Here is a 12,403-nt window from a genome sequence, read left to right as displayed (position 1 = left end):
TGTGTCCGCCTTTTAGGGCAGCTCCAACTCGGCGAAAAGCGGTGCGTGATCTGATATCTGGCGCCAGGGCAAGCCATGCATCACTCGCGCCTTGCGCACGGCAAATCCACGCTGGTAGATGCGGTCCAGCCGCAGCCATGGGAAGGCGGCCGGAAATGTGCGCGGCGGCGGTGTCATGCGCGCACCGCCATTGATGCCCAGCTCGTGCACCGTTTGTGCAAGCGGAGAGGGCTGCGTGCGCAAGGTATCGCGCAGGCGCTTGACCGAATTGCGCAGTAAGCGCGGCGACGTGTCACCATGGGGTGCCACGGCAAACACTTCGTACAAGCCCAGCTGCTGCACAAACAAGGGCGCCAAGCGGTTGTTCCAGTCGTTGAAATCGCCAGCTATCAACATGGGTTCCCCTTCCGGCACCATGCGTTTGATGCGATCAACCAATGCGGCTACCTGGCGCGAGCGCCCCCCCGCAAACAAGCCCAGGTGCACCACCAGGCAATGCACAGGCACATCCTTGATGTTGACCACCGCATGCAACAGCCCACGCTGCTCCATCTTGTGATCGGATATGTCCTGGTTCTCGTGGCTGAGTATGGGGTAGCGCGACAACAGCGCGTTACCGTGATCGGTGTGGGCGCGCACCGCGTTGCATCCATATGCCGCGTTCATGCACAGCGCGGCGCCCAGGGATTCGTGCTGGGCATCCAGGCTGATGCGCTGCTGGTTGCGGCCCTGCACCTCTTGCAAAAAAAGCAGGTCGGGACGCATGCCGTACAAACCCAGGCGCAAGTCAGAAAACGATTCACGGCTGCCCGTTGCCGAACGGCCTTTGTGAATGTTGTAGCTGACAACCCGTATAACCGACACTGACGTCCCCTGTAAGACCTACTGCTTCACCTCGGCACTGCGCAAGCGGATATGCAGTTCGCGCAGTTGCTTTTCGTCGACGGCGGAAGGCGCCTGGGTAAGCAGGCACTGCGCACGCTGCGTCTTGGGGAAGGCGATAACGTCGCGGATGGATTCCGCGCCGGCCATCATCGTGACCAAGCGGTCCAGGCCAAAAGCCACGCCACCGTGCGGCGGCGCGCCGTATTGCAATGCATCGAGCAGGAAGCCGAACTTGTTGCGGGCCTCTTCGGCGCCAATGTTCAGCGCACGAAACACCTTGCTTTGTACGTCGGCACGATGGATACGCACCGAACCCCCGCCCATCTCCCAGCCATTAAGAACCATATCATAGGCCTTGGCCAGCGCCCGGCTGGGATCGGTCTCGAGATAGTCTTCGTGGCCGTCTTTCGGGCTGGTAAACGGATGATGGGCGGCAAAGTAGCGCCCTTCCTCTTCGTCGTACTCGAACATCGGGAAGTCCACGACCCATAGCGGCTGCCAGCCGTCCTCGAAGAGGCCGTGCTCTCGACCGAACTCGCTATGGCCGATCTTCACGCGCAAGGCGCCTATGGCGTCGTTCACCACTTTTATCTTGTCTGCGCCAAAGAAGATGAGATCGCCCGATTGCGCACCGCAGCGGGCAATCATGGCGCGCAGCGCTTCCGGGTGTATGTTCTTGACGATAGGCGACTGCAGGCCTTCCGGGATGGACGCCGCGTCGTTGACCTTGATATAGGCCAGACCCCTGGCGCCATAGATGCCGACGAACTTGGTGTAGGCGTCGATCTCGCTGCGCGGCATGCCCGCACCGCCAGGCACACGCAATGCGACCACGCGGCTGGCTGGATCATTGGCCGGCGCCGAGAAGACCTTGAAATCCACGTCTTGCATCAGGTCGGCCACATCGACGAACTCGAGCTTGACGCGCAGATCGGGTTTGTCCGAGCCAAAACGCCGCATGGCTTCCTCCCATGTCATCGTGGGGAAGCTGTCGGGAAGCTGCACCTGCTGCACGGTGGCAAACACGTGCCGGATCATGCCTTCGAAAATCTCGCGAATCTGTTCTTCATTCAGGAAGGAGGTTTCGCAATCGATCTGGGTGAACTCGGGCTGGCGGTCGGCCCGCAAGTCTTCGTCCCGGAAACACTTCGTGATCTGGTAATAGCGGTCAAAGCCAGACACCATGAGCATCTGCTTGAATAGCTGTGGCGACTGCGGCAGTGCAAAGAATTCGCCCGCATTCACCCGCGAAGGCACGAGATAATCGCGCGCACCTTCGGGCGTGCTTTTGGTCAGCATCGGCGTTTCAATATCGATGAAGCCCAGGTTGTCCAGATACTTGCGCACCTCGATCGAGACGCGATAACGCAGCATCAGATTGCGCTGCATCTGCGGACGTCGCAAATCCAGAACGCGATGCGTCAGGCGCGTCGTTTCCGACAGGTTGTCGTCATCCAGCTGAAACGGCGGGGTGACCGAAGCGTTCAGCACTTCGATCTCGCGGCAAAGTATTTCTATTTCGCCGGACGCCAGTTCCGGATTGCCGGTGCCTTCCGGACGCAGCCGGACCAGGCCAGTGATGCGCACGCAATACTCGTTACGGATATCTTCCGCAGTGGCAAAGGCATCGACATTGTCCGGATCGACCACGATCTGGGCCAGACCCGCGCGATCACGCAAATCGATAAAGATGACACCGCCGTGGTCGCGACGTCGGTGGACCCAACCAAACAGTGTCACTGTCTGATCAAGATAGTCTTTGTTGACCTCGCCGGTATAGCAGGTACGCATCAAGGATTACTCCGTATAAAAATACTTTTGTTCAAATTCATGGCCGACCATCTTCGGAGCGACCGGCATCTTCTGCCCCGTCGATCTCGTGGGCGGCGTCGACCGCCGACATGGCTTCATGGTCGGCTTCCAGGGCCTTGACCGAGGCGGGTGCCACGACGCCCATGGAGACGATATAACGCAGCGCGGCGTCCACGCTCATGTCCAGCAACTGCACGTCCTCACGGGGCATCATCAGGAAGAAGCCGGAGGTGGGATTCGGCGTCGTGGGCACATACACACTGACGTAATCCGCCCCCAGCTTCTCGGCCACCTCGCCCGTGGGGGCGCCGGTAAGAAACGCGATGGTCCACGCACCCTGACGCGGATACTGCACCAGCACCGCCTCGCGGAAGGCCAGGCCGTCGGGCGCCAGGACAGTATCGCTGACCTGCTTGACGGAATTATAGATGGAGCGCACCAGCGGGATACGGCCCAACAGCTGTTCCCAGCGCTCGACCAGGGCGCGCCCAAGAAAATTTGCACCCAGCACACCGGTCAGCATCACCACGGCCAGCACCAGCAATAACTGGAAGCCCGGGATGCGAAAACCGAATAGCGACTGCGAGCTCAAGAAAACCGGCACCACGCTCTCGAGGGTGCCGATAAGCAAGGCTATCACCCAGACCGTAATGATCAAGGGTATCCAGATCAACAGTCCGGTAATGAAGTATCGCTTGAAGAAACGCATCTAGTCGCGAATACCGCCGATCACGGGGCGCTACCGCCGGACGATCCACCACTTGGGGCTGCCGGCGCGGTCGGCGCACTGGGCGCGGGAGCACTGGTGACAGCCGGCGCAGCGGGCGTGGGGGCTGCGGCGCCTTCGGTGGACGCGGCCGGCTGGGCCGCCTTGCCGCCGCCGTCACGAAAGTCGGTCACGTACCAGCCCGAACCTTTAAGCTGGAAGCCCGCAGCCGTGACTTGCTTTACATAGGTATTTTTGCCGCACTCAGGGCAGTCGGTAAGCACCGGGTCGGACATTTTCTGCAGCACGTCCTGCGTATGTTGGCAGGCGCTGCACTGATAGACGTAAATAGGCACAAGAAAATTCCAAAAAGGGATGTCTGAGGAACCATCGCTGACGGCCGCCCGCCGTGCAGACACGGCGAAAGACGCGGCCAGGCGCCAAAAACGGCTAATTTTAGCCGTTTTCGCCTTTCTGCATCGAATCGATCCTTAAAAGGGCGGGGGCAGCAGGAACATGAAGGCTGCCACCAACGTAGGGATGGCGGCCGAGATCAGCAGCTTCAGCGGCGAGATCGCCCCATCGGGGAAAAATCTTTTCAGAATCGAGAAGCCGGCAGGGTTGGGCGCATTGGCGATCACCGTCAGGCCGCCGCCCGTGACAGCGCCGGCCACCAGCATATAGCGCCACAGCTCGTCCGTGCCATCGACCAGCGAACCCAGATAGGTCAGGGCTGCGTTGTCCGTGAAAGCTGTCAGGACCGTGGCTCCCCAGAACAGCACTGTTGGCGACAGCCCAGCCAATAGATCCTGCAACCACCACTTTTGCAGCCCGCCCAACACCACCAGACCGGCCAGGAAAAAGCCGACCATGAGTCCCTCGCGGATCAGCAGAGGATTTTGGTGGCGCTTGTAAGCCTGGGCATAGCCGATGAACAGCATCATGAAGCCCAGGAAAATGATCGGATGATGAGCGGAAAGCACAACGCCAATGAGAAACAGGGTATGGATGGCAATGACGCTATACGGTACTGGAGGCCGCGTCTCTTCGATTGCTGGCTCGCCCCCTAGGGTGCCGTCCAACAGGTACTTGCGGCACAGGAACGTGAGCACGCCCGCGTTGATGATGACGGCGGCGGCGGCACGCCACCCGAAATGCGTCGCCATATAGGCGGAGTCCCATTGAAAGGTATGGGCAACCATCAATACGGGTGGTGCAGCATAGGCGGTCAATACGCCACCTATGGAAATGTTGACGAACAACACGCCCAGTGTCATGTACTTGAAGCCTGCCTGACCCGGCCGATGGAAATACGCGTCGCGCAACAGCAGCGCCGCCAGGGTCATGGCCGCCGGTTCGGTAATGAAGGACCCGGCGAGCGGCACGAAGGACATGGTCACGAAGAACATGGCCAGCTCGATGCGCATGGGTAAGCTGCGCGCCAGGCCCCGCACAAAGATATTGACCAGTTCGATGATGGGGCGGCTGGCGGCCACCACCATGATGACGAACACAAATGCCGGCTCGGTAAAGTTTCGGGTATCAACGTACTGCACGGTGTCACCCACGCCGGATATCAGCGCCATACAGGCCAACAGCACGCAAGCCCAGACACCGAACACGGCCTCGACTTCCGACAGCAAGTGCCACATGCCTGCGTGCGGCCCGCCCCGATTCGCCAAGCGGGCGAACACCGGTACAGAGAACGTATGCACAATGGCGATTGCAAAAAGCGCGGTCGCTAAATATTCGAGAAAACTGGTCATGCCTAAACCTTAATTATGCCCATGTGGCCTTGATAACACTGAGAAACTGCCCAACGAATTGTCGCACGACTGGGTCCACACGCCTTTAGTGCTGGCCAAGTATGAACCGCGCGCCCTTCTCCGCAATCATGATGGTGGGCGAATTTGTGTTGCCCGATGTGATGGTCGGCATGACGGAGGCATCAATGACACGCAAGCCTTCAATGCCATGCACGCGCAGCTGCGGATCCACCACCGCCATGGGGTCCACGCCCATCTTGCAGGTGCCGACCGGATGGAAAATCGTTGTGCCGATATCGCCTGCTGCTTTTTCGAGATCCTCCTGTGTCGCCAGGGCGGCTCCCGGTTTGTACTCTTCAGGCCGATAAGGGCTTAACGCCGGCTGCCCCATGATCTTGCGGGTCAGCCGAATGCTGTCGGCCGCGACTTGGCGATCTTCGGCGGTTTGCAGATAGTTGCACAGAATATGCGGGGCGTCTGCAGTGCTGGGCGAGGTAACCCGTACGTATCCGCGGCTGGAGGGGCGCAAATTGCATACCGACGCCGTGATGGCTGGAAAGGTGTGCAGACCCTCGCCGAACTTTTCCAGCGACAAGGGCTGGACGTGATATTCCAAATTGGCGCGCGCTTGTTGCGGGCTGGATCGCGCAAACGCGCCCAGCTGGGAAGGGGCCATCGTGAGAGGGCCGCGCTTTTGCGCAGCATATTGCAAGCCCATCAGGGCCTTACCCCACAACGAGGCGGTCATGGTGTTGAGGGTCTTGGCGCCATGGACCTTGTAGATCATGCGCAGTTGCAGGTGGTCCTGCAGGTTCTCGCCCACGCCAGGCAGATCGTGCACTACCGGGATGCCCAGCGACTGCAGCAGCGCCCCTGGTCCTACACCTGACACCTGCAGCAACTGCGCAGAACCAATGGCGCCGCTGGCCAGAACCACCTCGGCCCGGGCGGAGGCGTGGCGCTTGCGGCCTTCGTGTACAAATTCGATGCCTGTGGCGCGCCGGCCTTCAAAGCTGATACGCTGGGCATGGGCGTCGGTCAGCACCGTAAGATTGGGCCGCGTCGCAATCGGGTGCAAAAATGCTTTGGCGGAGGTCCAGCGCACGCCGCGCCGCTGGTTCACTTCGAAATACGCGCAGCCCTCGTTATCGCCGCGATTGAAGTCGTCGATGGAGGGGATGTCGGCCTGGCTGGCGGCCTGACGGAAAGCGTCCAGTATCTTCCAGGACAAGCGTTGCGGCTCTACGCGCCAACTGCCCGCCGCGCCATGAAACTCGCTGGGGCCGGCATGATGCTCTTCGACATCCTTGAAGACGGGCAGCACGTCATTCCAGCCCCAGCCCGTATTGCCCTGGGCCGCCCAACTGTCGTAGTCGGCCGCCTGCCCGCGCATGTAGATCATGCCGTTGATCGCCGAGCTACCGCCCAGCACCCGGCCGCGCGGATAGCCGAGAATACGATTGTTGATGCCGGGATCGGCCTGGGTGCTATAGCACCAATCGGTGCGAGCATTGCCGATGCAATACAGATAGCCCACCGGTATGTGTATCCAGCGCCAATTGTCGCGTCCGCCGGCCTCCAGTAGCAGCACTCTATGCTGGGGGTTTGCCGACAGGCGGTTGGCCAGCAGGCAGCCTGCAGACCCGGCGCCCACGACGATGTAGTCAAACTCCAGGGGGCCTGGGTCTGGTGATGCTGTCACCATGTTTGTTGTCTCCGTCTTTTTGTTGTGCGGGCCGATCGAACGCCGGTCCTGCCATCATTCTATTACGAGTCGTGTCGCCAGCCCACACTTTGTAGGCGCACTGCCCTTGCCGGCGCGTCAAGCCGCTGCAACGGTACCGGCAAGCGCGGCAAGCAACAGCATGATGCCTACTGCCATGTTTGAACGGAACAGCATGAAGTTCCGATCGGGTCGCGCCAGGCTGAAAACCCGCATTTGCCAGCTGAAATGAATGCCTATGGCGGCAATCACCAGGAAATACGGCCAATTCATCTGTATGGCCCAACCGCCGTAAATCCACAAGGCGATGGTGGCAATATAGAAACCGCTGATCCAGGCTTTTCCCTTGTCGGCAAACCGGAGGGCGGTAGAACGCAAGCCCAGCTTCTGGTCGTCATGCACATCCACATACGCATAGATGGAGTCATAGCCCACCTGCCACAACACTGCCCCCATCCACATCGCAACCGCCCCCAGCGGCACGGCATCGCGAGTATCGGACCAGGCCATCAACATGCCCCAATTAAATCCGATGCCCAACACGACCTGCGGCCAGTAGGTAAAGCGCTTGCACAATGGATACACGATAACAATAGGAAGCAGCGCCAGCGCCAGCCAGCGGCTGTAGGGGTTCAGGGCCAGCAACAACAAGGCACACACAAGCAGTTGGGCCAACACAAACCACAAGGCATTCTTTAGGCTGAGCTGACCACTGGTCAAGGGCCGAAACCGCGTACGCTCGACTTGCTTGTCGATGTCGCGGTCAAAAATATCGTTGAAGCAGCAACCTATCCCGCGCATCAGCAGCGCGCCCAGGGAAAAAACAATAATGCGCAACACAGTGGGCCAGCCGTCCGCGGCCTGCACCAATGCCGCCAGACAGGGCAACAGGGTCAACCAGGTACCGACTGGCCGGTCCAAGCGGCACAGCCGGGCATAAGGGCCCCACGACGGCGGCAGCCACCGAGCCACCCAGTCGTCCGCCGGACGCATATCGGACAGATCGGGCGTGTCGGCTGCCCGCGAGCCCAGCTTGGGATCTTGGTCTGAACGCGAGTTGATCATTCCCGCCCGGCTCAGCTTTCTTTGATCAAGGCGCCCAAAATGGCGATGCCCTCGCGGATCCGGGCCTCGGGAACCGTTACGAAGCTAAGCCGCAGGGTATTGGTCTGGGGATGGGCGCCGGCAAAGAAGGGGGCTCCTGGCACAAACGCCACATTGCGCGCAATGGCCCGAGCCAGAAGCTCGGTCCCGTCAATATGGGATGGCAGGGTCACCCAGATGAACATGCCGCCTTCAGGACGCGTCCAACTGACCGTTGCCGGAAAGTGCTCGTCCATGGCGTCCAGCATATAGCCGCACTGGGCTTTGTAGATGTCGCGCACCTTGGGCAGGTGCTCGGTCAGGAAACCGGTCTTGACGGTTTCGTAGACGGCCATCTGCGTCAAGGTCGCGGTGTGCAAGTCGGTGGCCTGTTTGATCTGCACCAGCTTGGAGATAATTGGACGGGGCGCAACGATATAGCCCAGGCGCAAACCGGGAGCAAGCACCTTCGAGAAAGAGCCCAGCCGTATGACGGTCGCGCCCACAGCGCGCCCCAGCCCGAGCAAGCCCGGTTGCGCCGTACCTGCATAGCGCAGGTCGCCATAGGGATCGTCTTCGATGATGGGAACCTGAAGCGCCGCGCAGCGCTCGACCAAGGCCTGACGGCGCTCCAGGCTAAGCGTCAGCCCGGTGGGATTCTGGAAGTTGGGCAGCACGTAGATAAAGCGAGCGCCGGCGGCGACGTCGTTGGTGAGGCCCGCTGGTATCAGCCCGCCATCGTCCGTCGGCACCGCCTGGTAGCTGGGCTCGAACAACGAAAAGGACTGGATGGCACCCAGGTAGCTGGGGGCTTCGACCAGGACCTTGCTGCCAGGATCTATAAACAGCTTGCCCAGCATATCGAGGGCTTGCTGTGAGCCGGAAACGATCAGGACTTCGTCGGCGTCGACGCTGGCACCCACCCGCTTGAGGTCTTCGGCAACCCACGCGCGCAAGGGCGCATAGCCTTCCGTCGGACCATACTGCAGGGCCGAGCGCCCGCTGTTCGCCAATACCGTGTCGTAGGCCTGATTGATGACGTCCACCGGGAAGCCATCAGGAGCCGGCAAACCGCCGGCAAAAGATATGATCTCCGGTCGCTCGGTAACTTTCAGGATCTCTCGAATCGTTGAACTGGTCAGTTGCTGCGCGCGCTGCGAAAAAGTATAAGGGAGGGTGTACGAATCCATGATCCAGAAAAAGCCCCGGTAAAGAACAAAAAGAATAATTTGTTAGATTACCAGAAGGCAGCCCAAAGAAGCGCTCCTTTCAGCTATCGCGGCGCTTGTCGCGACGCACTATCCGGATCAGCGTCCAAAATAGCGCTGCCGAGCACATCAGCCCGCCTGCAAACATGCCCACCACTATCCATTGACCGGTCGTCATGCCGTGTTCTCCTGTCTTGAAAATAAACCCCGGCGCCACTTCAGGCAGCCTGGTGTTGCTCTTGCTCTGCCACGATCCTCGCCTTGATTTTCTGTCGGAACTTCAATGGTCCCGAGTCCAGCGGCAGATGCATGGTGGATGGGCTCTTGTCCATGCCCGCCTGCACAGCCTCCAGAATGACCCGATCTTCCTGGAACGCATGCCGCACGTCCTCGGCGAACTGCTGCGACACGCTTTCGTCGTCAGGGCTGAAATTACGCATCTGGAACCAGAAGTAGCGCGTTGTCGTCGCGTCCACTGGCGTGAGGAAGTTATACGAGTCCATCAGGAAGACGTCGGGATGATAGGGCTCGTGATCGCTGCCCGTACCGGCGGGAGTAAAAATGGCCTTGATCAGTGCGTGCGCCGGCACCCGCATTTCGTAATGTTGCTTGCGATCGCAGCGACCACTGAACTTGACGAACTTGGCATAAAACGGCGCCACCTCCACATCGCGCATCCATCTGGACACCGTCACGCCGTCTTCGGACACTTGCGTCTTGAGCGGTAAGCCCACCAGGTCGGGGCTGCCAAAGGAAGATTGATGCACCCACGAAACATGTGATGGATCCAGCAGGTTGTCGGTCAGGTACAGATAATTGCATTTGACTGTCATGCCGTCGCCACGATTAAGGCCCCATGCAGGATCGCCCCAGTGTTCCACCTGCATGATGGTGCCGGGATCGGCCTGTGCCGGCTCGCCCATCCAGATCCATACCAGGCCATAGCGCTCGACTGTGGGATAACTGCGCACCACCGCCCGTTGCGGCGCGTGCACCAGGCCGGGCGCCCGGACGCAATTTCCGCTACAGTCAAAGGTCAGGCCGTGATACCCGCACTCTACGGTATCGTCCAGCAGGCGGCCCATGGACAGCGGCAATTTCCGATGCGGACAGGCATCGTGCAAGGCAACGACCTTGCCGGCGAGGCTGCGGTACATGACCACATCCTCGCCCAGGATCCGGGTGGGGTGCAATTGGCGGCCGATTTCATGGTCGTTGGCCGCCACGTACCAGGCATTTTTTAAAAACATGGGTACTCCGATGACTTCGCTATAGCTAAATCATAGTTCACTCGCAGCGGGGTATCCCGAGCCTACGCATTGGCGTGCCGCAGGCCGGCTGATTTATAATTCACGCCCCACTTTTTATGGCGGCATCCCGCATGCTGGCGACTTCGGCTCTTGACGATACCTTGATCGACACACTGGCCCAGCGCGGCTGGGTAGTTTCTGACGAACTGATTTCGCCGGAGCTTCATCACGGGCTACTGTCCAGCTGCCGGCAACACTGGGACGCCGGCGACTTCAAGCCGGCGGCCGTTGGGAAGGGCAAAGCCCTGGCGCGGCACCCGCGCATACGAAACGACTCAATTTACTGGATAGAAGCAGAGCAGGCCCAGGGGCCTGTGCGCCAGTTCCTGGACTGGACCGAGACACTGCGTGAACAGCTGAATCGTGAACTATTCGCCGGGCTGAAAAGCACTGAGTTCCATTTTGCGCGCTACCCTCAAGGCGGCGTCTACAAGAAGCATCTGGACCAGCACAAGGGACAGGCTCACCGCAGCATTTCCCTGGTGCTTTATCTGAACCAGACCTGGACAGACGACGACGGCGGCCAGCTTTGCCTATATGCCACCGACGACAATACGCGGGAACTTGCCCGCGTATTGCCGCAAGCCGGCCGTCTGGTCCTCTTTCGCAGCGACCTGGTGCCACACGCTGTGCTGCCGTGCAGCCAGACGCGCTGGAGTCTATCGGGCTGGTTCCGTACCGACGCAACCTTGCTGCCTGTCGCGCCCTTATGACTTCGACTTGTGTTCCGGCTTGCCTTTGCGCTTGGTGGACGCCAGCTCGTCCAGTTCTTTCTGGCTCATCGATTCATACATCGACTTGGATGCGCCCTTAAGGTCGCTGACCTTGGTCTCGCCCCGTTTGGCGGACAAGGCGGCACCGGCGGCTTTCTGCTGTGCTTGAGATTTGGCTGGCATGGTGCACCTCCTGATAATGATTATCCAGAGACTCTGTGCATCCAATTATTGGGCGTGGCGGGCAGGCTGACAAGATGCCCGCAGCCCCCATATGTAACCAAGCTAAGCCACGGGCGACGCATCCGGGTCGTAGCCCAGCCGTCGTGAAAGCCGCGCGCAGACGTCCGTCATGATGACCTTGATCTGTTCGATGCCCGGGCGAGGCGTGCCGTCTATCCGCGCAATGTGCGGGATATTGATGGCGGCTACCACATGCCCCCCCGCGCCGCGCACAGGGAAGGCAATATTCGTAATGCCTTGTATTTGTATGCTGGGCATGGACGCATAGCCCTTCTTGCGCACTTCGGTCAGCAACGCAAACAATTGGCCAGGGTCCATGGGCAATTCGCCTTCCACCCGGATATGCCCGCTTAACATGCGCGTACGCTCGACTTCGTCCTGATAAGCCAGCAGCACATGACCGGACGAGGTATCCGTCAATCCCATCACCACGCCCAGCTTCAAGCCGAAAGTCCAGCGCTCGGGGCTTTCTACCTGCGCGATGATAACGACGCGACCGTTCTGAAAAATAGACAAATGACAAGATTGACGGCTGCGTTCCGCCAGCTCATGCAGCATGGGCAAGGCCGCAGCGGTCAGGGACTTTAGCGGCGGTTGACGATGCGCCAATCTGAATAACTGCAAGGTGAGGGTGTAGCGGTCGTTCTGGTCCACCTGGATATAGCCGCGACGCTCCAGCGTTACGACCATACGAAAGATTTCGTTGACGTTGCGGCCCAGCGTCTGGCTGAGCTGGTTTAGCGTATAGCCTTCGGCGGTGTCGCTCAATGCCTCCAGAATATCCAGCCCCTTCTCCAGCGCTGGTGCCGCATATCGCACACCTTTCGTGCTCGGCACTGGGTCGGCGGCGTCCGCGTGATCCCTATCCGTCGTCGTCATTCATCCCTCATTTTCGGTGTTGTCGAGCAGATCTTAGCGCAATCTCCCCATATAAGAAATTGATTTTTACATAAG

At 59.9% G+C, this 12,403-nt stretch carries 12 protein-coding genes; 1 reads left to right on the top strand and 11 read right to left on the bottom strand.

The features are described from left to right. Positions 1–12: 12 nt before the first annotated feature. The 9 genes from CKA81_RS14890 to CKA81_RS14850 form a co-directional block, all read right to left on the bottom strand. Positions 13–864, bottom strand: a complete 852-nt coding sequence (locus CKA81_RS14890) for an endonuclease/exonuclease/phosphatase family protein (RefSeq protein ID WP_128355993.1) — start codon at positions 862–864, stop codon at positions 13–15. Positions 865–882: 18 nt separating this feature from the next. Further along, a complete protein-coding gene (gene aspS / locus CKA81_RS14885) occupies positions 883–2,676 on the bottom strand; it encodes an aspartate--tRNA ligase (protein ID WP_128356842.1) in 1,794 nt (597 codons plus the stop codon). A gap of 37 nt (positions 2,677–2,713) precedes the next feature. Next, positions 2,714–3,406, bottom strand: a complete 693-nt coding sequence (locus CKA81_RS14880; protein WP_128355992.1) for a DUF502 domain-containing protein — start codon at positions 3,404–3,406, stop codon at positions 2,714–2,716. Between the two features lie 20 nt (positions 3,407–3,426). Further along, complete coding sequence (locus CKA81_RS14875) at positions 3,427–3,759, bottom strand: FmdB family zinc ribbon protein (RefSeq protein WP_128355991.1); 333 nt, start codon at positions 3,757–3,759, stop codon at positions 3,427–3,429. Positions 3,760–3,894: 135 nt separating this feature from the next. Further along, on the bottom strand, positions 3,895–5,169 hold the full coding sequence (locus CKA81_RS14870) for a putative Na+/H+ antiporter (protein WP_128355990.1): 1,275 nt from the start codon (positions 5,167–5,169) through the stop codon (positions 3,895–3,897). An 85-nt stretch (positions 5,170–5,254) separates the two neighbouring features. Continuing rightward, positions 5,255–6,874: a GMC family oxidoreductase gene (locus tag CKA81_RS14865; RefSeq protein WP_128355989.1), complete on the bottom strand. Its 1,620-nt coding sequence runs from the start codon at positions 6,872–6,874 to the stop codon at positions 5,255–5,257. 117 nt (positions 6,875–6,991) lie between these two features. Continuing rightward, complete coding sequence (gene ubiA / locus CKA81_RS14860; RefSeq protein WP_128355988.1) at positions 6,992–7,957, bottom strand: 4-hydroxybenzoate octaprenyltransferase; 966 nt, start codon at positions 7,955–7,957, stop codon at positions 6,992–6,994. Between the two features lie 11 nt (positions 7,958–7,968). Further along, positions 7,969–9,165, bottom strand: coding sequence for an aminotransferase-like domain-containing protein (locus tag CKA81_RS14855; protein ID WP_128355987.1), 1,197 nt, complete (start codon positions 9,163–9,165; stop codon positions 7,969–7,971). A 236-nt stretch (positions 9,166–9,401) separates the two neighbouring features. Next, entirely contained in the window at positions 9,402–10,433 is a 1,032-nt protein-coding gene (locus CKA81_RS14850; RefSeq protein ID WP_128355986.1) for an aromatic ring-hydroxylating dioxygenase subunit alpha, read from the bottom strand. A gap of 131 nt (positions 10,434–10,564) precedes the next feature. Here CKA81_RS14850 and CKA81_RS14845 point away from each other — a divergent pair, with 131 nt between their 5' ends. Then, the gene (locus CKA81_RS14845; RefSeq protein ID WP_128355985.1) at positions 10,565–11,206 is read left to right on the top strand and encodes a 2OG-Fe(II) oxygenase; all 642 of its coding nucleotides are present in this window, start codon (positions 10,565–10,567) and stop codon (positions 11,204–11,206) included. Here CKA81_RS14845 and CKA81_RS14840 read toward each other — a convergent pair. Both CKA81_RS14840 and CKA81_RS14835 read right to left on the bottom strand, forming a co-directional pair. Beyond that, positions 11,201–11,389, bottom strand: coding sequence for a DUF3008 family protein (locus CKA81_RS14840; protein ID WP_128355984.1), 189 nt, complete (start codon positions 11,387–11,389; stop codon positions 11,201–11,203). The two genes, CKA81_RS14845 and CKA81_RS14840, sit on opposite strands and share 6 nt — an antisense overlap. Before the next feature lie 102 nt (positions 11,390–11,491). Next, positions 11,492–12,328 (bottom strand): IclR family transcriptional regulator, encoded by an 837-nt coding sequence (locus CKA81_RS14835; RefSeq protein ID WP_128355983.1) that lies wholly within the window; start codon positions 12,326–12,328, stop codon positions 11,492–11,494. Positions 12,329–12,403: the final 75 nt, after the last annotated feature.

The sequence above is a fragment of the Pollutimonas thiosulfatoxidans genome (genome assembly GCF_004022565.1).
Classification (GTDB): Bacteria; Pseudomonadota; Gammaproteobacteria; order Burkholderiales; family Burkholderiaceae_B; genus Pusillimonas_D; species Pusillimonas_D thiosulfatoxidans.
This window is presented reverse-complemented; position numbering and strand designations above follow the sequence as displayed.